The organism is Flavipsychrobacter sp. (assembly GCA_041392855.1).
Classification (GTDB): domain Bacteria; phylum Bacteroidota; class Bacteroidia; order Chitinophagales; family Chitinophagaceae; genus UBA5543.
On sequence record JAWKLD010000002.1, the window covers coordinates 25,744 to 50,270 of the forward strand.

Annotated in this window: 25 protein-coding genes; 6 read left to right on the forward strand and 19 right to left on the reverse strand. The window is 39.3% G+C overall.

All coding sequences use genetic code 11. The features are described from left to right. The first annotated feature begins 24 nt into the window (after positions 1 to 24). Positions 25 to 1,182, forward strand: a complete 1,158-nt coding sequence (locus tag R2800_13760) for a metallophosphoesterase (GenBank protein MEZ5018120.1) — start codon at positions 25 to 27, stop codon at positions 1,180 to 1,182. Here the strand turns inward: R2800_13760 and R2800_13765 are convergent. The 3 genes from R2800_13765 to R2800_13775 form a co-directional block, all read right to left on the reverse strand. Next, positions 1,177 to 2,157: a chorismate synthase gene (locus R2800_13765; protein MEZ5018121.1), complete on the reverse strand. Its 981-nt coding sequence runs from the start codon at positions 2,155 to 2,157 to the stop codon at positions 1,177 to 1,179. The two genes, R2800_13760 and R2800_13765, sit on opposite strands and share 6 nt — an antisense overlap. 24 nt (positions 2,158 to 2,181) lie before the next feature. Further along, positions 2,182 to 3,468, reverse strand: coding sequence for a 3-phosphoshikimate 1-carboxyvinyltransferase (aroA, locus tag R2800_13770; protein MEZ5018122.1), 1,287 nt, complete (start codon positions 3,466 to 3,468; stop codon positions 2,182 to 2,184). Positions 3,469 to 3,607: 139 nt separating this feature from the next. Next, a complete protein-coding gene (locus tag R2800_13775; protein ID MEZ5018123.1) occupies positions 3,608 to 4,009 on the reverse strand; it encodes an RNA-binding protein in 402 nt (133 codons plus the stop codon). Positions 4,010 to 4,138: 129 nt separating this feature from the next. Between R2800_13775 and R2800_13780 the strand changes: the two genes are divergently transcribed. After that, a complete protein-coding gene (locus R2800_13780; protein MEZ5018124.1) occupies positions 4,139 to 4,660 on the forward strand; it encodes a dihydrofolate reductase family protein in 522 nt (173 codons plus the stop codon). A gap of 38 nt (positions 4,661 to 4,698) precedes the next feature. On the opposite strand, the gene R2800_13785 is transcribed toward R2800_13780, so the two are convergent. The 8 genes from R2800_13785 to dut all read right to left on the reverse strand — a co-directional run bounded on the left by R2800_13785 (position 4,699) and on the right by dut (position 12,803). Then, a complete protein-coding gene (locus R2800_13785) occupies positions 4,699 to 6,237 on the reverse strand; it encodes an aldehyde dehydrogenase family protein (protein ID MEZ5018125.1) in 1,539 nt (512 codons plus the stop codon). Between the two features lie 21 nt (positions 6,238 to 6,258). Continuing rightward, entirely contained in the window at positions 6,259 to 6,795 is a 537-nt protein-coding gene (locus tag R2800_13790; protein ID MEZ5018126.1) for a dTDP-4-dehydrorhamnose 3,5-epimerase family protein, read from the reverse strand. Further along, positions 6,795 to 7,907 (reverse strand): CDP-glucose 4,6-dehydratase, encoded by a 1,113-nt coding sequence (gene rfbG / locus R2800_13795; GenBank protein ID MEZ5018127.1) that lies wholly within the window; start codon positions 7,905 to 7,907, stop codon positions 6,795 to 6,797. The genes R2800_13790 and rfbG overlap by 1 nt, the downstream gene beginning before the upstream one ends. After that, complete coding sequence (gene rfbF, locus R2800_13800) at positions 7,874 to 8,647, reverse strand: glucose-1-phosphate cytidylyltransferase (GenBank protein ID MEZ5018128.1); 774 nt, start codon at positions 8,645 to 8,647, stop codon at positions 7,874 to 7,876. Before rfbF ends, rfbG begins: the two co-directional genes overlap by 34 nt. Positions 8,648 to 8,725: 78 nt before the next feature. After that, entirely contained in the window at positions 8,726 to 9,619 is an 894-nt protein-coding gene (locus R2800_13805) for a DUF4292 domain-containing protein (GenBank protein MEZ5018129.1), read from the reverse strand. Further along, positions 9,607 to 11,334 carry a tetratricopeptide repeat protein gene (locus R2800_13810; GenBank protein ID MEZ5018130.1) on the reverse strand — a complete coding sequence of 576 codons (1,728 nt, stop codon included), beginning with the start codon at positions 11,332 to 11,334 and terminating at the stop codon, positions 9,607 to 9,609. The genes R2800_13805 and R2800_13810 overlap by 13 nt, the downstream gene beginning before the upstream one ends. Beyond that, the gene (locus R2800_13815) at positions 11,334 to 12,338 is read right to left on the reverse strand and encodes a sugar phosphate nucleotidyltransferase (GenBank protein ID MEZ5018131.1); all 1,005 of its coding nucleotides are present in this window, start codon (positions 12,336 to 12,338) and stop codon (positions 11,334 to 11,336) included. Before R2800_13815 ends, R2800_13810 begins: the two co-directional genes overlap by 1 nt. A 27-nt stretch (positions 12,339 to 12,365) precedes the next feature. Beyond that, positions 12,366 to 12,803 (reverse strand): dUTP diphosphatase, encoded by a 438-nt coding sequence (gene dut / locus R2800_13820; GenBank protein ID MEZ5018132.1) that lies wholly within the window; start codon positions 12,801 to 12,803, stop codon positions 12,366 to 12,368. A 266-nt stretch (positions 12,804 to 13,069) separates the two neighbouring features. On the opposite strand from dut, the gene R2800_13825 reads away from it, so the two are divergent. Next, a complete protein-coding gene (locus R2800_13825; GenBank protein MEZ5018133.1) occupies positions 13,070 to 14,611 on the forward strand; it encodes a GH3 auxin-responsive promoter family protein in 1,542 nt (513 codons plus the stop codon). A 1-nt stretch (position 14,612) separates the two neighbouring features. On the opposite strand, the gene R2800_13830 is transcribed toward R2800_13825, so the two are convergent. From R2800_13830 to R2800_13865, 8 genes are all read right to left on the reverse strand, one after another. Next, positions 14,613 to 15,626 carry a bifunctional ADP-heptose synthase gene (locus tag R2800_13830; GenBank protein ID MEZ5018134.1) on the reverse strand — a complete coding sequence of 338 codons (1,014 nt, stop codon included), beginning with the start codon at positions 15,624 to 15,626 and terminating at the stop codon, positions 14,613 to 14,615. After that, on the reverse strand, positions 15,604 to 17,034 hold the full coding sequence (locus R2800_13835; GenBank protein ID MEZ5018135.1) for an amino acid permease: 1,431 nt from the start codon (positions 17,032 to 17,034) through the stop codon (positions 15,604 to 15,606). Before R2800_13835 ends, R2800_13830 begins: the two co-directional genes overlap by 23 nt. A gap of 28 nt (positions 17,035 to 17,062) precedes the next feature. After that, positions 17,063 to 17,677, reverse strand: a complete 615-nt coding sequence (locus tag R2800_13840) for an OmpH family outer membrane protein (GenBank protein ID MEZ5018136.1) — start codon at positions 17,675 to 17,677, stop codon at positions 17,063 to 17,065. A 134-nt stretch (positions 17,678 to 17,811) separates the two neighbouring features. Then, positions 17,812 to 18,621, reverse strand: coding sequence for a TonB family protein (locus R2800_13845; protein ID MEZ5018137.1), 810 nt, complete (start codon positions 18,619 to 18,621; stop codon positions 17,812 to 17,814). A 153-nt stretch (positions 18,622 to 18,774) separates the two neighbouring features. Next, entirely contained in the window at positions 18,775 to 19,575 is an 801-nt protein-coding gene (locus R2800_13850) for a TonB family protein (protein MEZ5018138.1), read from the reverse strand. A 54-nt stretch (positions 19,576 to 19,629) separates the two neighbouring features. After that, positions 19,630 to 20,217 (reverse strand): biopolymer transporter ExbD, encoded by a 588-nt coding sequence (locus tag R2800_13855; GenBank protein ID MEZ5018139.1) that lies wholly within the window; start codon positions 20,215 to 20,217, stop codon positions 19,630 to 19,632. Between the two features lie 51 nt (positions 20,218 to 20,268). Further along, entirely contained in the window at positions 20,269 to 20,922 is a 654-nt protein-coding gene (locus R2800_13860) for a biopolymer transporter ExbD (GenBank protein ID MEZ5018140.1), read from the reverse strand. 76 nt (positions 20,923 to 20,998) lie between these two features. Continuing rightward, positions 20,999 to 21,835, reverse strand: a complete 837-nt coding sequence (locus R2800_13865; GenBank protein ID MEZ5018141.1) for a MotA/TolQ/ExbB proton channel family protein — start codon at positions 21,833 to 21,835, stop codon at positions 20,999 to 21,001. Positions 21,836 to 22,114: 279 nt separating this feature from the next. On the opposite strand from R2800_13865, the gene R2800_13870 reads away from it, so the two are divergent. Genes R2800_13870 through asnS form a run of 3 tightly spaced genes read left to right on the forward strand, consistent with a single transcriptional unit; the run spans position 22,115 to position 24,498 of the window. Then, positions 22,115 to 22,672: an inorganic diphosphatase gene (locus tag R2800_13870; protein ID MEZ5018142.1), complete on the forward strand. Its 558-nt coding sequence runs from the start codon at positions 22,115 to 22,117 to the stop codon at positions 22,670 to 22,672. 11 nt (positions 22,673 to 22,683) lie between these two features. Further along, positions 22,684 to 23,055 (forward strand): sulfite exporter TauE/SafE family protein, encoded by a 372-nt coding sequence (locus R2800_13875; protein MEZ5018143.1) that lies wholly within the window; start codon positions 22,684 to 22,686, stop codon positions 23,053 to 23,055. A 9-nt stretch (positions 23,056 to 23,064) separates the two neighbouring features. Further along, positions 23,065 to 24,498, forward strand: a complete 1,434-nt coding sequence (asnS, locus tag R2800_13880; protein ID MEZ5018144.1) for an asparagine--tRNA ligase — start codon at positions 23,065 to 23,067, stop codon at positions 24,496 to 24,498. The last annotated feature ends 29 nt before the right edge of the window (positions 24,499 to 24,527 follow it).

Sequence of the window (24,527 nt, forward strand, 5' to 3'; positions counted from 1 at the left end):
TATATAAACGATCCATATCAAAAGATGAAAACTAATATCACCTTCGCTATAGCATTAGTTATTTGCTCTTCTATATTTATGTTAGGCTGCGACAACTCCAACAACACTAAAGAAGACAATAAAGCACCATTACCAATAATAGGAACACCCCATACAACAGACTCCGTGATATATAGCTTTGCCTTTATGGGATGCAACCGTGTAGACAGAAATGATAAAGGGAAAGCGAAGGCTACAAATGCTTCTTCTGCAAATGTTTATGCCCTTAAAAGGATATATGACAACTTATGCGAAGAAAAGAGAAAGCCAGATGCATTCTTCTTTCTAGGCGATCTGGTAGTAGCTGAACAGGAAAACCTTGATGACCTAAAAAGCCAACTAAAAGCATGGGTAGAACTATATGACAGTACTGGCTTTAGCGATATTAGCACTTCAGGAATAGAACTAGTGGCACTACCTGGGAATCATGAGATGCTTTATTATGCAAACTACGGAGTACCACATCATGACGAATGGCCGCTAGATGGAGCCGAAGATGTATGGATAGAACATATGGCTCCTTATATGCCTAAAGACAGAGACATTATAACAGGAGCTGATAGCATGGCTAACCGTTCTACATTTTCTTTTGTGAGAAAAAACATTGGTTTCATTGTGATGAATACCGACACATACAACCCTTCTTCTGCTAAATATAAACATGGCATGGAGGGATTGATACCTACCAAATGGATTACTCAAAAAATAGAGGAATACAGAAAAGACTCTACTATAAAACACATATTTGTGCTAGGACATAAACCTTATTATGTATATCACAAAGCAGAAACAGGACATAATGGATTACCTGAGGGACCTGTATTATGGCCAGCTTTAAGAAAAAATAATGTTGTTGCCATGCTGTCTGCACATGTACATGACTACCAAAGAATGCAACCAATGGGAGATAGCACCTACCAAATAATAGCGGGTAATGGTGGGAGTCCTGGTCAAGCTACTTTTTTTGGCTACACTACTATAAATGTATATGCTAGTGGAAAAATAGAATTGAAGTCTAAAGGATATAAAATAGGACATCCATACTACGCAGCTCCTGTAAAGGAAGAGTCTTTTAGCATTTGGGACAGCACACTATTAACGCCAACACCTAACGCTAACCCTTACAAACCTGCCAGCTTATAAATACGCGTTTTGTACTAATTGCATATCAGCTATTACCATTGCTGTAACGGCCTCAACTACAACAGGCACTCTTAGTGCTATGCACAAGTCGTGACGTCCTTTTACAACAAAATCTTCCTGTTGGTTAGTCGCCTCATTCCAAGATGTTTGTTGTTGAGGAGTACTACTTGTTGGCTTTACGGCAACTCTAAAAAACATATCGTTACCATTCGTAACTCCTCCGTTAATACCACCAGCATTATTGGTTTCTGTAGTACCACTGGCATCAAGAATAGCATCATTATGCTGGCTACCTTTCATTTTGGCAGCTGCAAAACCACTACCAAACTCTATTCCCTTTATTGCTGGTATGGCAAATACGGCATGGCTAATGGCAGACTCCATGGAATCAAAAAAAGGCTCTCCCAGCCCTATGGGTAGCCCTTGTACTTTACAAGTAACTATTCCTCCTATACTATCCTTATCTTTTATTGCTTTTTCGATGGCTAGCTCTATGTCTTCAATACCACCAGCTTCGGTAAGTGTGGCTTGTACTTCTATTCCTTTAATTATCTTTTTTGCAATGACACCTGCTGCCACTAAGCAAACGGTAAGCCTACCGCTAGAATGTCCTCCCCCTCTATAATCATTAAACCCTTTATACTTCTCCTTCAACACAAAATCCGCATGACCGGGGCGTGGTGTATCTTTTATTTTTTCGTAGTCTTTCGATCGTGTATTAGTATTTTCAAACAGTATAGTAATAGGAGCACCAGTTGTTTTTCCATTAAATACCCCTGTTACTATATTGGGGCTATCGGCTTCTACTCTTGGAGTAGTACCCTTCCCTCCAGGTTTTCTTCTGGCTATATCAGCAAAAAAATCTTCTTCAGACAAACTGATACCCGCAGGACAACCATCGACAGTAACACCAACTACCTGACCATGAGATTCCCCAAAAATATGTACTCGAAAAAGTCTGCCGAATGAATTCATTGTAAACTTAAAGATAACAAGAAACTACTTACCTGCTTCCATCTCAATAGTACAATTGCCACCCAAAGCAATTAAATTCTTATAAAAATCAGTATATGATTTATTCACTGCTTCTGCACCTGTTATTACACATGCCCCATCAGCATTCAGTGCACCTATTGTTGCAGCCATAGCTATGCGATGGTCGTTATAGCTATCAATAGTTGCAGCACTCAATACCTGTTGCCCTTTTATATGCAACACGTCTTCTTTAATGGAGAAAGACACGCCAAACCTTTCTAACATGGCGGTTATAGAAACAACCCTATCACTCTCTTTTTGACTCAAGCGACGCAACCCTTTTATTGCACTTTCTCCATTACACAACGCGGCATATATTGCGAGTATGGGAAAAAGATCGGGCGCATGTGTAGCATCAAAAGAAAAACTATTGGGCCGACTAGATAACGATCTTACAGATACCGCACCGCCTTCAACTATATAATCCACCCCAGTATCCTTAAGCACTTTCAGTATTGCCTTATCGGCTTGTGCAGAGTTCTTGTTTAGACCTTTTAACTCTACCACTCCGTTTATTGCTGCAGCAACCAACCAAAAAGAAGCACTACTCCAATCGCCTTCTACATCAAAGGTCAAATTTTCTGTAGTTGCAACAGGTGTCACCACAAACTCCTCATAATTATGGTTAACCACTTGACAACCAAAATGCTGCAGCACTTCAAGCGTCATATCAATATAAGGGCGGCTAACTAGATCAGTAACCTTTATACTCACCTTGTTTTTTGCTGTAAAAGAATATGCAATCAGCAACCCTGATAAAAACTGAGAACTAAGACTACCATCGACCTGGATAGTTTTTGGCTTGAGAGGTCCTTTTATGGTTATGGGTAGCTTGCCTGAAAAATCCTTTATGGTAACATCTAACTGTTGGAATAGATCTTCAAAAGGAGTCATAGACCTGTTCAGTAAACTACCTGACCCTGTTATTGTAATTTCATAAGAAGACAGTGCCGCTACTACTGTAAACAAGCGGGCAGAAAGACCACTTTCTCCGCAATCGATATTACCTTGAGGTATTATCCTTCCATCTGAAGTTATCTCTATAGTAGATGTTGATACATCCTTTACAATTGCCCCAAGTTGCTCTATAATATTTACTGCTGCCTTATCATCATTTGATGTACCTATATTACTGATCGTACATGTTCCTTTGTGTAATAATGCTGCGGCACATACACGTTGCATCATACTCTTTGATGCGGGCACTTTTATTGTACCATTTAATATACTAGGTGTTACAGCTACTTGCATTCGATAAAATATGCTTTCAAGTTAGCAACTATTCATTAGAAGGCATAAAGAATCACTTAGCAGAAGGGACTACTAAAATACAGAAGCTTGTGTTTGGTGTTTCGAATGGGATTTGTACTAGAAGTACAATAGACTTGAATTACAGTCTGTTGAAATCATCATCAGCAGGTGGGCGATTGCCACTTCTGTCTATTCTTGGTCTTCTTTGTCTTTGGCTACCACCACCACTATTGTAGTTGCCACTACCGCCAGAGAAACGTCTGTTACCACCACCACGATGACCGCCACCGCCGCCTTGATTCTTAGGCTTTGACTCTTTTACTGTGATCACAGTACCTTCGAAATAAGTCTGATCAATATTGTCAATTGCATCAAAACTTTCAAACCTATCTGCCATCTCTACAAATGCGAATCCTCTTGGCATACCTGTGGCAGTATCAACAGGTATCTTCACTGATAAAATTTCACCAAACTCTGAGAAAAGATTTTCCAAGCTTGCTTCCGTCGTTTCGGGACTTACATTACCTATAAAAAGGTTCATATCTACTTATTAAAACAATAATATTACCCTCAAACCTACGGAAATATTATTATAATGTGTGCTTTTAAGCTTAAGGTTACATTATTTTAGCTTAGTCTTATACTTCACAAGTTAACCATCCTAAAAACTATGCGACAAGTAAAACTATATATAGCCTGCAGCATTGACGGCAAAATAGCAGGAATAGACGGAAATGTAGACTGGCTGCCCCATCCGCCTGAAGGAGAAGATTATGGCTATTACAGCTTTTACGATTCTATAGATGAGCTAGTAATGGGATATAAAACATATGAAATATGCATCAGCCTTGGCGACTGGCCTTACAAAGGCAAACCCACTCATGTATTTACAAGAGACTCGTCTAAAAGCGTAGTAGAGGATGCTAGCCTCGTCACCAGCGATATTGTACAATTCACTAAAGAGCTGAAAGCAAAAGAAGGAGGTGATATATGGCTGGTTGGTGGTGGTAATATTATCCAACAACTACATGATGCAGATCTAATTGACGAATATATAATATCCTATGTACCTGTAATATTAGGAGCAGGTATTGAGCTCTTCCCCAACCTAAAAAAAATGGAAAAGCTTCAACTTATACACCACAAAGTATATGCAGACGGACTCTCATTAATGCATTATAAGAAAGGGTAGCCAATGGCTACCCTTTCTCGTTTTTAAACTATAGTTACTTATTTCAAATTGAACTTAATGCCCTGTGCTAATGGAAGCTCAGTACTCCAGTTGATAGTATTCGTTTGTCTACGCATATAAGCTTTCCAACTATCAGAGCCACTTTCTCTACCACCACCTGTTTCTTTCTCACCACCAAAAGCTCCTCCGATCTCTGCACCACTAGTACCTATGTTCACATTGGCGATACCACAGTCGCTACCTTTATGCGACAAGAACTGCTCTGCCTGGCGCATATCTAGCGTCATTACAGAAGAAGATAAACCTTGCTTCACACCATTTTGCATCGCAATGGCCTCTTCCATTGTACTGTACTTCATAATGTATAGTATTGGCGCAAATGTCTCATCTTGAACAATATCCATATCATTGCTAGCTTCGTAAATACATGGTTTCACATAGCAGCCACTTTCATAACCTTTACCCTTTAAAACACCTCCTGCAACTACAGCCTTACCTCCTTGCTCTTTCACAGCGGCAATGGCATTCAAGTAGTTATCAACGGCATCAGTATCTATCAATGGACCAACATGATTTTTTTCATCAAGGGGGTTACCGATATTCAGTTGCTTATAGCCTGCTACCAATTTCTTCTTCATGTCTTCATACATACTCTCGTGTATGATCAATCGACGAGTAGACGTACAGCGCTGACCACAAGTACCCACAGCACCAAATACGGCAGCTAATAAAGCAATATCCATATCTGCTTTCTCTGTAATAATAATTGCATTATTACCACCAAGTTCTAATAAAGACTTGCCTAAACGCGCGCCTACTGCAGCACCCACCGCTTTACCCATACGGGTAGATCCTGTTGCTGATACTAAAGGAATACGCTCGTCATTACTCATCCACTCTCCTGTCTCTCTACCGCCCACTACAAGCCCACAAACTCCTTCCGGTACTTTATTGGTTTTAAATACATCTGCCACAATATTCATACAAGCCACAGCCGATAGTGGTGCTTTTTCCGACGGTTTCCAAACACAAGTATCACCACATACCCAAGCGATGAAAGCATTCCAGCTCCATACCGCTACAGGAAAGTTGAAAGCGCTAATGATGCCCACAACACCTAGTGGATGCCATTGCTCATACATACGGTGATTAGGGCGCTCACTATGTATGGTTAAACCATATAGCTGACGAGATAGACCTACTGCAAAATCAGCAATGTCTATCATTTCTTGCACTTCACCTAGTCCCTCTTGCAGGCTTTTACCCATCTCAAAAGACACCAAACGACCAAGCGCATCTTTCTCTTTACGAAGCGCTTCGCCTATTTGTCTTACCACCTCGCCGCGCTTAGGGGCAGGCCACATGCGCCACTCTTCAAAAGCTTCTTGAGCTTTCTCTATTACATCATCGTAATTTCTTCTGTTTACCGCATTTACAGCAGCTATAGCTTTACCATCTACCGGAGAAAAAGAAGTGATCTTCTCACCTTTTGCTTTTCTCCATTTAGTGCCTGTAAATACACCTTCGTTTTCTTTGTTGACGCCCAATTTTGTTAGGACATTTCTATTCAGTTTCATAAACTGTTTTTATCAATTTATTTAAAATGGACTTTCAAATTCTTTAATGCTAGGGAAGGATAGATCTCTTGCAGATATTATTGGTTGTTCCGTTTCCCAATCGAAACCAAAACTATTATAAATAACACCTGTATCATGCCCTTGACTATATTCTGATGATACTAAATAATACGTAATAGCATCATCAGTCAAAGACTTAAAACCATGTGCAAAACCTTCTGGTATATAATACGCTTTATGATTATCCGCACTCAACTCTGTAGCTATATACTGCCCAAAACTTGCAGACTCTTTTCTCAAATCTATTATCACATCAAGAATTGCCCCTTGCGGACAGGATACAATTTTTGCATGCTGGTGTGGTGGTGTTTGAAAGTGCATACCACGAATCACATCTTTTTTTGAGAAGGAGAAGTAACTTTCTTTTAATTGAAAGTCAACACCATTATCCTTCAAGGTTGTATCATGAAATGTCTTTACAAAAATACCCCTTTCATCATAAAAAGCGGGAAGTGTAATGATGTATGCTCCGTTCAGTATGGATTCAAACTGCCACATTATACTATATCTCCAAAGTATTTTTTTATTTGATTCAAGCACTTAGTGCCTGCGTCTTCTTCCTTATTGACATACCAGTCTGCCGTCCACTCTATTGCTTCCTTAGCCGATAGTTGAGGTACCCAGCCTAGTTGCTCTTTAGCTTTGTTACTATCCAGCATCAACAACTTAGCTTCATGCAGCGCACCTTCTTGCTCTACTATTGTATAGCTACCCTGTTGGTATCTATCTAAGAATATCTGCGTTAGCTCTTCAACCGTTTTCTTATCTGCCACATCGGGCCCGAAGTTAAATGCAGTATTATATTTTGTGGGCGCTTCACTCATCTTAGCTGCCAAAAGCAAGTAGGCACTCAATGGCTCTAATACATGCTGCCAAGGGCGGATAGAATTAGGGTTTCTAAGACCTACGTTCTCTCCTCTATCAAGCGCTCGTACTATATCAGGGATTATCCTGTCATCTGCATAGTCGCCACCACCTATTACATTACCTGCTCTTGCGGCTGCAATAGATTTATGATGATTGTCGTAGCTATCATTATTGAAGAACGAACGAATGTAAGACTCTATCACAATCTCCGCAGCTGCTTTACTTGCCGAGTATGGATCATATCCACCTAGCTTATCATCTTCTTTAAAGGCTATACCACGCTCAGGATTTTCATATACCTTATCTGTGGTTATCATCACCCCAACGCATGGCTGCTCTAAGCTTCTTATAGCATCCAGCACATGAGCTGTACCCTGCGCATTGACCATGAAAGTATCTACAGGTTCATCATAACTCTTGCGCACCAATGCTTGTGCTGCTAAGTGAAACACAAAATGCGGCTCAAAACGCACCATCTCTCCTCTCAACTGCTTAATATCTTTTATATCAGCTATAACTGATGCATAGCATTGCTCATCTCCATTGATCAGACGGTATAGGTCATTATCCTTTTCAGGAGCTAATGCATAACCCTTTACATCTGCACCCAGCCATTTTAGTATTTGTATCAGCCAAGAGCCTTTAAAGCCCGTATGCCCTGTTACAAATACTCGCTTATCTTTAAATATAGACTGTAGATAAGTTGCCGTTACCATTTCTTCCAATGAGGTTTTGTAGCCCAAAGATGCTCCAAGTCTTCCTTGTCTCTAAGTGTATCCATACACTTCCAGAAGTTATTATGCTTGTATGCTGTAATTTGTCTGTCTGCCGCCAATTTATCCATAGGATAACGCTCCCACATAATATCGTCGGCATCGTCAGGCAGGTAATCTTTTATTTCAGGCTCTATAACGAAGAAGCCACCATTGATCCAAGTTCCAGAATCTGCAGGCTTTTCTTCAAAACTGTTAATAGTTCCGTCGCCTTCCATTTTAATAACACCAAAACGACTTGTAGCCTGTATCGCAGTCATGGTACATATCTTACCACTCTCTTTATGAAACTTTAGTAGTTCATCCAGATCCACATCGCTTACGCCATCACCATAAGTCAGCATAAAAGGCTCGTTATTCGTATACTGAAGTACTCTTTTCAGTCTACCAGCAGTCATAGTATCCAAGCCTGTGTCTATCATAGATATTTTAAAAGGCTCTGCATTATTCTGGTGCACCTCCATGGAGTTTTTAGAGAGGTCTACCGTAACATCAGCATTGTGAAGGAAATAATTGGTAAAGTACTCTTTTATCATCCACCCTTTGTAGCCACAACAGATGATAAATTCTGTATGCCCATAAGCCGCATATATCTTCATGATATGCCATAAGATAGGCTTACCACCAATTTCTATCATAGGCTTAGGTCTTAGTGCCGACTCTTCCGCTATTCTAGTACCTCTTCCGCCTGCAAATATTACTACTTTCATATTGCTAGGCAATTTAGGTTTTATATCAAATAATTAAAAGTTAAGATGCTAAAAACTGCCTCAAAACAGGCATTTAGGTTATCTCATTGGGGGATTGAGTGTATAACTCTTTGGTATTCTAAATGGCAGAGACAATTCTTCATCAAAATCAACATTGCTAAAACTCATATCCATATATATAAGCTTGCCGTTATTGTTAATATTTATCGCTCTTTTATTGGCGAAGTAACGTTGCTTCACTTCCTCATAACTACCATATTGTATATAAGCTGCCACACTACCATTACCTGTGTTAGCGATCATCTGTAAAGTACGTAAAGCACTATCTGCTTTAGAATAGTTGATCTGTTGTATCGTTCTGGCATCCATTACATGCAAGTTGATGGCAGAACCAAAATCTGCAACATCTACCACCATACCATCTCTACTCAATGCTTCTCCTATTATTAAGTTTTGCAATACACTAAAATCCATTTGCACAGGTAGTAACTCACCTGCCTGGGCAGCACTCATCACATAAGCATCCTTCTGTAAATAGTTCAATACAAAAATACTATCAGGCCTTACCAAAGCTCGTGCTACGGTAACAATACCCCCCAGAGCACTTACCGATACCCATATGGCACTATCTTTCACCATTCTGAAATTGGCAATAAAATCTTGTTTCTGCCCATCGTCCTCATAGTGCATTTTTGCCTTGCCCGAAAATGTACTGTACTGCAATATCCTTTCCCAATAAGGCATAGCATTTGCTATCATAGCCTGTTTATCCTTACCTATAATGGGCTTAGGGAAACTTGGAGGGGGTACTGCAGGCGCTGCAACCGTATCTACTGCCGCAACAGTAGTGCTATCTTCAATAGGTTCATTACCACCTTTTACCTTCTTACCTGTACGACAAGAAGCAAAAAGCACCATTCCCGCCAGTAATAAGAGTAGAATTCTGCTACTTCTATTCATTACGATGTACATGCTTTTATTTTCTTATCAATTTCTATAGCATCAGCACCTTTCAGCTTGGCTTTTTTCCAGCTCGATACAGCGCCGTTGATATCCTTTAATTTATATTGTATGTCTCCAAGATGATCCCATAGGGTACCATCAGCAGCAGCACCCATAGCATCTATTGCTTTTTGAACATACTCCTTGGCTTCCTCATACTTACCTTGCTTGTAGCGTATCCATCCATAAGTATCTAAGAAAGTGGGTTGATCAGGGCTTAGTTCTAATGACTTCTTAGACATCTGCTCTGCCTTCGCCAATTGCTCTCCCCTTTCCGACAAATAGTAACTATAGTTATTCAGCGTGGTTGCATTATCAGGTGTTAATTCCAGAGCTCTGTCAAAATTCTCATCAGATAGTTTATACTGCTTATCACTATTATAAGCATCAGCCAATAGTGCATGCATATCGGAAAGCAATTGCACATTTTCTTCAGGCTGCATTTCTACTGCTCTGTTGCCCGCAGCTATTGCTTTTTTAAAGTTCTTTTTATTAACATAACCTAACGCACTCATATAATGTAGTATTGCTTGGTTAGGGAATAATTGCAGGGCCTTTTCGCTATACTTCAGTAACGAATCCGAATCATTCGGCCCACTATAAGTGAACAACAGGTTTTGCCACACAATATATTTTGCAGGATCTATTTCCAACGACTTTTTATATTGTATTGCCGCCAGCTCTTTCTGATTATCTTGAGCCAACATATCACCATACACTGCGAGTGCTGCCGCATTATCAGGACTTTTCTTTGCTATTTTGCCTGCATAGTCTATGGCTTGCTCCTTTATACTTTCAAAATCTACTGCAGACTGTAAAAAAGCTGCTAATACAGCGATCTGAGTTTCGGCAGAGATATCTTCAATATCAAATATCTTACCTACATATTCATTATACTTTTCCTTATTCCCTTTTCTTTTATAAAACTCCGCCATGCTCAATTTCAAGCCTGGGTCGTTGGGAAATAGCTTTTCAGCTTTTTCGTAAAGGGCTATTGCTTTTTCATCCTCTTTATTGTTGGCATACAATTCTGCCAACTGCACATAATATCTACCGTCTTCGGGATTGTTCTTTATTAGCTGATCTGCAATTTCTGCAGCTTTATCTAATTGATTTGTTTTAAGATATAATTGCTGTTTTCTTAACAATAACTCTTCATCATTGGCGTGAAACTCCATGAGTTCATCAAGCACAGCCATAGCCTCATCATGCATATTGGCTGACTGATATAACTGAACCACAAGTTCCAGATAATCTCTATTGCGTCTTTCTTTAGCTGCTAAAGCTTTAAAAACTTCTGCGGCTTCCTTATATTTATTCTGCTGGATAAGAATTTGCCCATAACGCTCTTGATACCATTTGTTATCCTCATCTACAGCCATAGCCTTTTTTATATACTCCTTGGCTTTGGGTATATTACTCTTCTGCACTTCTATATATGCTAGATCATAATAAGCTCCTCCCGCTTTAGGATCCATATCTATTACTTTTAGTAATAGATCTTCGGCCTCCTCAACATCCCCTTTCAGCTTAGCACGTGTAGCATCAAAATAAACAAACTGAGCTTCTAATATTTTATTATCAGCATACTCTGTTTTGTCTTTTTGGGCATAGCTATTACTACTTACTAATAATAGTAAGGCAAGTATATATACAAAATTGGTTCTGGTACCGATGATTGTCATTATTTAGTAGAGTAATCTCCCAGGCTTAATACCTGCGGATTTTCTACGTAATTTACGGATTTCCCTAACATGGTGTTTTCCAAGCATGCATTTTTAACAACAGTATCTTCTTGGATAATACTATTTGTAATTCTAGCATCTTCAATAGTCACACCAGCTTCTAAGGATACATAAGGACCAACTACAGAATTTTTAACAACAACACCTTCTCCCAAAAAGCACGGCTCTATGATAACAGAGTTCTCTATTTTGGCTGTAGCAGCTCTTAGTTCTTCCTTACCATGTTTAATAGCCAGTATTCTTTGGTTGGTATATACCGTTGCATTTTTATTACCACAGTCTAGCCATTCTTCTACTTGGTCTGTGTAGAATTTCACATCATGCTTTAACATATTGTCCATAGCATCTGTGATCTGATATTCTCCTTTTTGTTTAATGTCTTCGTCGATCAATCTTTGCAACTCCTTCTTAAGACGATCTCCATCTCTAAAATAATACACCCCTATAATGGCTAGGTCAGACACAAACTCTGTAGGCTTTTCAACAAAAGCTTCTATTTGATCATCGCCCATCAACTTTACTACACCAAAAGCCGAAGGGTCTTCGATCTTTTGTGTCCAAACAATTGCATCTTTACTGGTATCAATACTAAAGCTAGCTTTAAATAATGTATCTGCAAATGCAATAAACACATTACCCGTTAAGCTTTCAGAAGCACAAAGGATAGCATGAGCCGTACCCAACGCCTCTTCTTGATAACAAATTCTACCTTTTGCACCAAGGCTCTCCGCTACTTTTACCAAATGCTCTTCAACATCTTTACCAAAAGCAGGGTTGATGATAAATGCTATCTCCTCTACTTTTTCGTTGCAAGTAGCTATAATGTCTTCCACTAGTCTCTGTACTATTGGCTTACCAGCTATTGGCAATAATGGCTTTGCTGTTTTAAGCGTATGAGGTCTCATACGTTTTCCCATTCCTGCCATTGGTATAATGATGTTCATATTTTTATTTTTCTATGTTTTAAAATGCTATTTAGTTCCTGAATGTCCAAAACCACCAGCTCCTCTTTCTGTATCGTCTAATACTTCTACTTCCGTCCACTCTATTTGTGCGTATTGAGCTATTACCATTTGTGCTACCCTTTCCCCATCTTCTAAAGTTTGCACTTCCTGAGATAAATTGATAACAGGCAACATTACCTCTCCTCTGTAATCACTATCAATAGTACCGGGACTATTGACCAAAGTAATTCCTTTTTTTATTGCCATACCACTTCTCGGGCGTATTTGAGCTTCGTACCCCACAGGTAGTGCCATATACAAACCCGTCGGCACTAGTCTACGCTCCATAGGCTGTAGCGTCATAGGCTCTGGCAACCAAACTCTTATATCCATACCTGCAGACCCTACAGTTTGATATGCCGGTAGTTGATGAGGAGACTTATTAACGATATTTATCTTAGTCATACGCTGCGCAAAGGTAATAACCCTTTATTAAAAACTATCACTCTAAGGATGTCCCTTACGTACCATTTTGCTGTAGTAGTAATATTTGGGAATTAATTAACGTAGAAATAGTACAAAATTGTGATTAAATTGCACCTGATATAGGAGGCAACCTGATATCAAATAGCAGTGCTAGTTATCTGTAACTGCTTCATAAACATTTAAAAACAAGAAATGCCGACAATAGCTTAGCTACTAACGGCATAAAATAACTACCTTATTCTGTAATGGCATTGTTGGGTAATCTTATATCACGCTCACTTCGTATTAGGAAACAGTTCAAACTAGCTGTAGCTAGCCCTGAAACATATCAGCGCTATACATTACACCAGCTACTGGAGCGAGGTCAATACACAAGCTTTGGCAAGCATTATGGCTTTTCAGAGATGTTGAGTGAAGATTTTGACTTTGTAAAGACCTTTAGAGACCATGTACCTATACATACCTACAATGACATTCATAAAGAATGGTGGCACCGTTGCCATAATGGGGAGGAAAATGTAACATGGCCAGGCAAGGTTAAATACTTTGCGCTTAGCTCTGGTACATCAGAGTCGGCTAGTAAGCATATACCCGTTACTCAGGACATGATAAAGGCAGTCAAAAAAGTAGGGTTCAAACAACTCTACAGCATGACTGATTTTGATATACCTTCTGTTGCCTTCGAAAAAGGAGTGCTCATGTTAGGTGGCACTACCTCTCTTTTTGAGAAAGGGGAATACTATGAAGGAGACATGAGTGGTATTAGTGCTAAGAATATGCCCCGCTGGCTATCTTCACTATTTTACAAACCCGGACAAAAAATATCAAAAAAACCTCTTTGGGAAGATCGTATCAAACTAATTGTTCGCAAAGCGAAACAATGGGATGTAGGTACTGTATGTGGTGTACCTGCATGGGTACAAATAGTAATGGAGGAGGTGATAAAATATCATGGTGTAAAAGACATACATGAAATATGGCCTAACCTGCACGTATATATTCATGGAGGTGTAGCTTTTGAACCTTACAGAGAAAGTTTTAAAAAGCTATTAGGCAAAAAGATTACCTATATAGAAACCTATATGGCTTCCGAGGGTTCTTTTGGCTTTCAGGCTCGTCCTGGAGGGCATGGTATCAAGCTGGTATTAAACAACGGCATCTTCTATGAGTTCATTCCATTCAACAAAGAGAACTTTGATGAAGACGGCATGCCGAACCCTAATGCAGAATCATGCATGATACATGAGGTGGATGAAACCACCAACTACGCAGTAATGATAAGTACATGTGCCGGTGCTTGGCGTTATATCATCGGAGATGTTATCCGTTTTACGAACGCCAAAGAATATGAAATAGCTATAGTAGGGCGTACTAAGCAGTTCTTAAGCCTGTGTGGTGAGCACTTGTCTGTAGACAATATGAATAAGGCTATAGATCTAGTTGGTCAAAAGCTGAACATTGAGATCAATGAGTTTACTGTAGCTGGTTTCAAATACGAAAACCTATTTGCTCATAGATGGTATATAGGTACAGATAGTGATGCAGACCCATTGGCCATAAAGAAGCTACTAGACGATACTTTAAGTGAGCTGAACGACGACTATGCTGTAGAACGTACTTCTGCTCTTAAAGAAGTATTCGTGGAAGTAATTCCTAACGAGACGTTCTATGACTACATGCGCGCTATTGGCAAGCATGGAGGTATGAATAAGTTTCCTAGAGTACTAAAAGGAGAAGCACTTGAAAAATGGGAAAACTGGCTAAAAGAGAATGTAAAAAAGGTCTAAACTATTGAGCGTTCAAGACCTTGACTGCTTCTTTTTCCAGCTGTTCTTTATCAATAGAGACTACACCTACTGATTCACAAACCAAACCGCCAGCAATATTAGAGATAGCTGCCATAAGCGCTGCGTCTTTAGTCAATGCGTAAACCATACTTGCTGTAGCAATAACAGTATCTCCTGCGCCTGACACATCAGCTATTCTTCTATAATGCGATGGAATAATAGCAGAATTACCATTATTATAATAAACTCCTAGCTCTGACAATGTTACAAACGTAACCTGATGGCCCAATATACCTTTCAGCTTTTGGTGCACTTCGTCCATTCCCGACACATCCACCTTATCTAACCGGATATTTAACCCTTCTCTTACTTCTTTGAGGTTAGGTTTGAAAATATCTACAGACTTATAATCCAAGAAATGATTCTTTTTAGGATCTACTGATGTTATAGTACCAATTTCTTTGCAATGGCTGGTAATACGCTCTATCACATTAGGCTTTAATATACCTTTATTGTAGTCTTCAAAAATGAGTACATCTGGTTTTTCAATTTGTAAAAACTTCAGCACCTTTTCTAAAAACGGATGTTCTTCTTCTGTACTAATATCATTTGTCTGCTCATCATCCAAACGCACTATTTGCTGACTTCTGCTAATAATTCTTGTCTTCGAGGTCGTTATCCTATCCTTGCTCTTCACTAGCAGCTCCGTACCTACACCGGCTTCTTTAGCCAGCTCTTTCAGCTGGTTGCCTTCATGGTCATTACCTACAATACTTGCTAAAGTTACCCTTGCGCCTAAAGCCTTGCAGTTTACTGCAACGTTAGCTGCTCCTCCAAGTCTGCTTTCTCTTGTCTTCAACCTAATAACAGGCACAGGTGCCTCTGGAGATATTCTATCTACATCACCCACCCAGTAATTATCCAACATTACATCTCCCACAACTACTACATGTAGTTGGTTCATCTTGTCGAACATCTTTATCAACTCTTCCTTATTCATCGGTTTGTAATCCACGCTTTTTTAAGTAGAAATATATTGGAATACCAATTAGCACTATAATCAAGCCCATTCCTGCTGTTTCTGTACGATATATCAAAAGTATAACACAGATAACTGCCGCCATAATAATGTAAAGCATTGGTATAAAAGGATAGCCAAAGGCTTTATATGGTCTGGCCATATCCGGCTGCTTCTTTCTTAATACAAATATGCCTGAGATAGTCAATATATAAAACAGCAATGCTGTAAATACCAGATAGTCTAATAGCTGACCATATGTACCGCTTAAGCAAAGAATAGATGCCCATATCAGTTGCATCCATAATGCTCTGGCAGGCACTCCCTTTTTATTCAGTTTACCAGCCGATGGCACAAAGAAGCCATCTTTTGCCATTGTATAATACACTCTAGCACCTGATAGTATCAAACCATTATTACAACCAAAAGTTGATACCATGATCAAGCCTGCAATAATACCAGCACCAATACCTCCAAATACTTTTTCTGCCGCAGCCACTGCTATTCTATCCGAAGGTGCTGTTGCCATCTCATTTATGGTCAGCGTATTCACATACATTAGGTTCATACATACATACAACAGTGTTACTACCATTGTACCTATGAACAAGCTTAAACCTATATTACGCTCCGGCTTTTTTATTTCTCCTGCTATGAAAGTTACATTGTTCCATGCATCGCTTGAAAACAGAGCTCCCACCATGGCTACACCTACTCCTGCTGCCAATGTCAACCCTGTAAGACTCTCACGAGAGATCATTTCAGCAGTAATATTCAGCTTACTAGCATTCCATGCGTCCGCCCAATTGTTTGTCCACACACTACCATCGTCAAACATGAGCACACCAAACACAATAAGCCCTACCAAGGCAGCAACCTTAGCAAAGGTGAAGAAGAATTGTATCCACTTACCATTTTCCACTCCTCTACTATTGATATAGGTAAGTAGAGCGATCATACCAATACCTAATAGCTGTGCTGCCGATATGCTAAAACCATCGGCACTACCTATTATAATATTTCCCTCTCCAAGGGCAGGGATGAAATAGCCTGTAAACTTGGCAAAGGCTACGCCTACTGCTGCTATTGTACCAGTTTGTATTACTGCAAAAAAAGCCCAGCCATACAAGAAACCCCATATCTTACCAAAGGCTTCTCTAAGGTATACATACTGTCCGCCAGCTTTGGGATACATACCACTAAGCTCTCCATAACTTAGTGCTGCTGACAAGGTGATAAAACCTGATATCAACCAAACTGCAATAAGCCAACCTACACTACCTACATTGCGTGCGATATCAGAACTAACAATAAATATACCAGAGCCGATCATAGAACCTATGACCAACAATGTGCCATCGAGTAATGTGAGTGACCTATGAAATTCTTCTTTATTATTTTCCACGAAGAGAGATTTTCTAGAAAAATACTATTTATTTTTCCTTCTGCTCAGTCGTTCCTTCCTTTTCTGTGATTTTATTCAACCCTTCTATCACATCGTTGGTGATGTCATGCGCACCATCTGCCCATAGGATAGTCTTTACAGAGTTGCTATACGGAAGGATATAATCGTATTTATGGTCTTTATTATATGCTGCAAAGAAATCGTCTAATCTTTTCTGAAAACCTTTCTGAAACTTCTCCTGATCTTTCAACAACTCTTCTGTCATAGAGGCTTCTCTAGTCTTCAAACTCTGATCCATTTGATAGATCTGTTTTTCTGCTGCCTCAGCTTCTGCCTGACTTGTAAATGCCCCAGACTGAGCTTTACGTTGGAAAGCAACATATTTATCTTGTAATTTTTGCTGAGACTTACGAAGTTCAGCACTCATTTTCTCTTGGCGCTGCTCAAGGTCTTCCATTTTAGCTTTTAAGTATACGTCTTGTGCCTCCAAAGAGTCTATATTAACAAAAGCGATCGTCAAGCCGCCTTTATCTTCATTAGAGGTATTTACCGTAGCTTTTTCTCCTCCAGAGAATTTCATACCAAAGAGTACGATAACACCAACAAAGGCTAAAGCGCTTAATATTGTTGAGATATTTTTCATCTATTTAATGTTTACTGATAATTACAAGGTTGACACAAAAGTAATATCTATTAACTAGCATATCTATAATAGTTTCTTAAAAAGTATGGGTAATCCTAAAGATTACCCACTTATTACATTTCATGTAGGAGCATTTACTGCAGTTGAAAACTGATTGGCAGTGTAAAATAAACCTTTACTGGAGTTCCATTTTGGCTACCTGGTTTCCATTTAGGCATAGCGCTTACCACTCTTACGGCTTCTTCTTCAAGCCCTCCGCCCAACACTCTGTTACCCACAGCTTTAGCACTTGATATACTACCATCTTCATTAACTACGAACTCTACCATTACACGTCCATCTATATTGTTATCTCTAGCCATAGTTGGGTAACTAATATGCTTGTTTAGATATGCCATTAAATCATACTCAGCAGCAGGCATATTGGCTACATATTTAGGAATTTCTACCTCCTTTGTCTCCGTACCAAGCACTTCTCCCTTACCTGTACCTACTATTGATACATCTATATCTGTACTATCACCGTCAATATTTTTATTACCTACTACAGCATTTTTCAATTCATCTTGCTCTGGTGGTTTTTCATCTTCTTTCACTTCATTATCCTTAGTTATTACAGGAGGGGTATTTTTAACCGTCTTCACTTCTTGTTTCTTTTGCGCTGGAGGTTTCACTTCTTTTACTGGAGGTTTTACTTCAGGAATAGAAACTATTAAATCACAAATAGTAGTCTCTATCATCCTTGGGTTATCTTTTACTTCAACTGGCGTTTTACCTATAACAGAGTAGGTAATAATAGAGATACACAAACCTAGTATGACAGCCATAGATCTTGCATATCGCTTGTCTTGGCTTTTTCGTAACGCATAGCCACCATAGCCTTTATTACGACCATCAAATAAAATGTCTAAGTAATCGCTTTGCAAAATTTTGTTCTTTTTCATAATAAGGTCTTTGTAAATAAGATGCACGAAAAAGAATATTACATAGCATTTCTATACATTTTTTGTCATCAAACTATCATTTCACTTTTACATCACAAATGCAAAAAGGCTACTCTATTGAGTAGCCTTTTATATCAAAATTGTTATTTCAAATTATTCTAAGCGGAAAGAGATCGGCAATGTAAAGTAAACCTTTACTGCACGTCCATTTTGTTTTCCAGGCTTCCATTTTGGCATCTTATTAACCACACGTAGTGCTTCTTCTTCAAGCCCTCCACCTAGTCTACGATTACCCATGATCTTAGCTCCTGAGATACCTCCGTCTTCGTTAACAACGAACTGTACGATAACACGACCTGAGATATTATTCTCCTTTGCTTGAGGTGGATAATTAATATTCTTGCTTAAGTAAGCCGTCACATCGTATGGAGATTCCGGCATTTGTTCCACGTACTTCAATATCTGTGGTGGTGGCGGAGCTTCAACTACACCATCTCCTTCATCTACTATACCTGGATCAATTGCATCTGGATCACCTTCCACTGTTTCCAAACCAGCAGAAGCATCTTTAAGATCTTCTTGTTCTGGTGGTTTCTCCTCCTCTGCCACTTCCTCATCCTTCTTAATTACAGGAGGAGTGAATTTTACCGTTGGTTTCACCGGTGGCGGCGGTGGTGGTGGTGGCGGCGGTGGTGGTGGCTCATTAGGATCTATTGGCGGTGGCTCTGCTAAAGTAACCTCCTGTGTCATTGCTACCTTCACCTTTTCAGCAGGCTTCATACTAGCAACAACAGCAGTACCCGCAGCTATAACACCTAAACCAAGTATTACATAGAGCGCCCTCATCATCCTTTTCGGATAATTCTTACGAAGCTCATAAGCACCATATTGCTTATTACGACCTTCGTAGACTATATCTAAGTAATCGCTGGATAGTATTTTATTGATATCCATTGTTTATAATATTTTATTTAAAGATGTTTAAAACAAGATTTTCCATAAATCTTGTTATTCTCCAGCCCCTTGCTCGGTAGCGCTGATAAACTCCCTATCTACATCAGTAATGTCAACAATAGCATATACCCTAACGTCATTGATAGCCATTTCGTCAAGTATGTTTACCATGTCTTCATAAGTACTGGTACTGTCAGGTTTGATAAGAATAGTAGTTTTATCTTTTTCGCCCAGTTGTCCTTGACGTCTTAGTTTTTCTACTTTCTCTTGTTTATCAATAATTACCTTTCTGATACCATCATTAGGATCAAAGTTAGTCACCTGAACATCCGGTGCAGTTTCAGGGTCTGTTCCCATTCCCTCGTAGTAATACACTCTATGTTTCTTACTTAACAAAACTGTTAAGGCTGTACTTTCTTTGATCTTAGTTTGGTCGTCTTCTTCAATCTTCTCATCGTCAAACGGCATGTTGATCTGCATCGTCTTTGGTTTAGACAACGTTGTCGTAAACATAAAGAACGTGATCAACAAGAAACCTAAATCCACCATCGGTGTTAAGTCAACACGCGTAGACAGCTTTTTCGACTTTTTGACCCCAGGACCTTTCTTCCCGCCCTTATCGGCGACTTCCATTTCTGCCATGGAACTAAGTTTTAAGTTTTATAAATAGTTTTTTCTAATCTAATATTTCAACTAGCCCTCGCCTTGCTGCTTTCTATAAGCTGCAGACCCTTCAGGCACAGCTTTTAGACCTGTGATCAAGTTGAATTTAAATATCTTCCATCCTTTAAGTGTATTGATCACTTTTGCGATATCAGGGTAAGCCGCTTTACCGTCTGCCTTGATAGTGATACGCAATTTAGGATTTGAATATCTAGCTTCTTTGATCCATAACGCCAGCTCATTTCTGTCAGAGTAATTGGTAGTATCTGTAGGGATACCAGCAGTTACTTTGTCTATTTCAGTTTGCTGGTTACCGTCCGATCCTAGATAAGCTTTCAATTTATTGAAAGGCACACCTATAGAAGCACCAATTGCGAAATTGGTTTTTTCTTGTTCCGTTAGGTTTAATCCTTTCTGCTCATCAAGCTTCTCTATCAGTTCTTTACGTACAAGCTTATTATCGATCGTAAAGAATACACGACCATCAGGGTCTACTGTGATCAGCATGATGTCATTATCAGGTATCGGAATTTCCGAAATTGAATTCGGGGTAACAACCGTTACAGGCTCATCGGGCTTAAATTGTGTAGCCAACATGAAGAAAGTAAGTAGTAGAAACGCAACATCACACATCGCTGTCATGTCTACATTCGTACTCTTCCGTGGCATTTTATGCTTTCCCATTGTATATAATTTCTACCTGTTATAAATATGAAGACGGGATTCCGCCTTTTTTCCACAACATTTTCGCAAAAAACTATTACTTATAGTTAGATGCGAAGTTTTGAGTTAAAGTGAAACCACTTTCGTCAATACCAAATGTGATGTTATCTATAATAGTAGTGTAGAAGTTATATGCAATAATTGCGATAGCTGAAGTACCAATACCTAATGCAGTATTAATAAGTGCCTCAGAGATACCTGCAGCTAGTGCAGCACCATCTGGAGCACCTGCTTCTGCCATTGCCGAGAATGCACGGATCATACCCAATACCGTACCGAATAGACCGATAAGTGTTGCTACTGATGCAATTGTAGATAAGAATACCATGTTCTTCTCCAAAATTGGTAACTCAAGCGCTGTAGCTTCTTCGATCTCTTTTTGGATACTAGCAATTTTTTGCTCTGTTTCCAGCTCAGTATCCTTGATCATCTCTTCATACTTGTTAAGACCGTTACGCATTACATTACCTACAGAACCTGCTTGCTTATCGCACTCAGCTTTTGCAGCATCGATGTTTTTATTTGCAAGATGGTATTGTACTCTACGTACAAACTCACCACCATTTACTTTTCCTTTTGCTTTGAACACGGTCAAACCACGCTCAATAACGAAATACAACAATACTAAGAAAGTTGACATCAATATAGGTACAACCCATCCACCTTGATACATAGTACCCATAAGGTTTGCTGGTGTGTGCATTTCTGCATCTTTAAAGTTAGATGCACTTCCGAAGATAACATGGAAAATAAGCTCTGCTATTGTTATTAGAAGTACAATCACTAAAAAGTTCTTCATCAAATCGTTCGCCTTCTTAGGTGCACCTGCTTTTGAACCTTGAGGTTTCTTTGCGGCTGTTTTAACATCTGCCATAACTCTGTTTTTATTGTTTTTGGTTTAGTTTATTAATTACTATAATATGAACAATGTGTGCCTACAAAGATATAAGTACACTTTAAAAAAACAACCAGCGTTTTAGTTTTTTATTGTAAAGTTAATAGACGTTTACACAGGCGTGACAACTCTCTGACAACCTTCTAAAGCGCTCAATTGTATTGGGTAGCAAAGAAACAGGGAAACCTTCAAATTAGTATCAGCTATTTATGAAATCTATGGAGTTTATGAAATATTTAAGATTTACCTTTGCAGCCAATGAGCAAAAAACACCAATATTTCAACCCATGGCATACGGTTAGCTATGGAGATAATGTACCGGAAACCGTAAATGCAATAATTGAGATACCTAAAGGATCAAGAGCTAAATATGAGCTTGATAAGGAGACAGGTATGCTGAAACTAGACAGAGTATTATACTCATCTCTTTATTACCCAGCTAATTATGGCTTTATACCACAAACCTATTGTGATGATAAAGACCCGCTAGACATATTAGTACTATCTCAGATAACTATGCAACCTATGACTTTGGTAGAAGCCAAAATAATAGGTGTAATGCGAATGCTAGACCAAGGTGAGGCTGATGATAAGCTAATAGCAGTATGTGCCAATGATATGAGTGTTGCACATATTAATGATATTAGTGAGCTACCTTCGTATTTCATTAAAGAAATGCGCCATTTCTTTGAAGAGTATAAAACATTGGAACAAAAGGTGGTAAAGATCGAAGACTTTCAAGGAGAGCGTTTGGCTAAAAAGATATTACAGCACAGCATCAACGACTATAAAACTATGATAGCGGCTAATAACTAAAACAAATGCGTATGAGTACAGGATATATTATAGGGGTACTACTAATAGGGCTTGCTGCCGGGTTCTTATCGAGCATGGCTGGCGTAGGCGGCGGTATTGTTATTGTACCCGCTTTGGTATTCTTATTCGGCTTCAATCAAAAGATGGCACAAGGAACCTCTTTTGCCATGCTAGCACTTCCTGTAGCATTCATTGGCGCATTTAATTATTATAAGGCTGGCGAGGTCAACTGGAAAATTGCCCTAATGCTGGCCAGCACCTTTGTAATTGGAGGCTTCTTTGGCAGCAAAGTAGCTTTGGGCATAAGCCCAGCAGTATTAAAAAAGTTTTTCGGCATATTATTAATGGTAATAGCCCTTAAATATCTATTTTTTGATAAATAATAAACAATAATGGCACGCACAAAGATTAAAGACATCTTACAAAGCGAGAAAACAGATTATGCGATCAATGTAAAAGGGTGGGTTCGCTCTTTTCGTAATAATCAGTTTATTGCTTTAAATGATGGCTCTTGCATGAGCAATGTACAAGTGGTAATAGATATGGAACAGACAGACGATGCTGTTCTTAATAATATAACTACAGGTGCTGCTATTAATGTTAATGGTACTGTTATCGCATCTCAAGGTAAAGGGCAAAAAGTAGAGGTAAAAGCTGATAGTATAGAAATACTAGGCACTTGTGATGCTGAAGAATATCCGCTACAATTAAAGAATAGGCCAAGCTTAGAATATCTGCGCGAGATCGCACATTTACGTTTCCGTACCAATACTTTCGGAGCAGTATTCCGTGTACGTCACTCTTTAGCCTATGCTATTCATAAGTTTTTCAACGATAGAGGTTTTGTGTATTTACACACCCCTATAGTAACTGCCAGTGATGCAGAGGGTGCAGGTGAAATGTTTAAAGTAACGACGCTACCATTCGACAATACCCCTCGTAATGACGATGGTGCTGTAAATTTCAAGGAAGACTTTTTCGAACGCGCTACTAACCTAACCGTTAGCGGGCAGCTGGAAGCAGAGCTAGCCGCTATGGCATTGGGTGAGGTATATACTTTCGGACCAACCTTCCGTGCAGAGAACTCTAATACTACCCGCCACTTGGCAGAGTTTTGGATGATAGAACCAGAGGTGGCGTTTAACGACCTGAATGACAATGCTGACTTAGCGGAAGACCTTCTGAAGTATTTGATAAAATACACGCTGGATAACAACCGTGAGGATCTAGAATTCTTACAAGAGCGTTTGGCTAATGAAGAAAAGGGCAAACCTGAAGCAGAGCGTAGTGAAATGGCTTTGATCGAGAAGCTGGAATTTGTATTGAACAATGATTTTGAGCGCATTACTTACACAGAAGCAATAGATGTATTGATGCAATCAAAACCATACAAGAAAAAGAAGTTTAAATACGAAGTGAAATGGGGTATAGATATGCAAAGTGAGCATGAGCGCTACCTTGTTGAAAAACACTTTAAAAAGCCCGTTGTAGTTACCGACTATCCTAAAGACATCAAAGCATTCTACATGCGCCAAAACGATGATGGTAAAACTGTAGCTGCAATGGATATATTAGCACCTGGCATTGGTGAAATAGTAGGAGGCTCTCAACGTGAGGAGCGTTTAGATAAACTAACCCAACGTATGAATGAGATGGACATACCAACGGACGAGATGTACTGGTATTTAGACACTCGCAAATTTGGTACTGCACCACATGCCGGTTTTGGGTTAGGTTTTGAGCGTATGGTACTATTTGTTACTGGCATGACCAATATCCGCGACGTAATACCTTTCCCTCGTACTCCGGGTAACGCAGAGTTTTAATCAACTGATTTTAAAAATATAGAGTACTC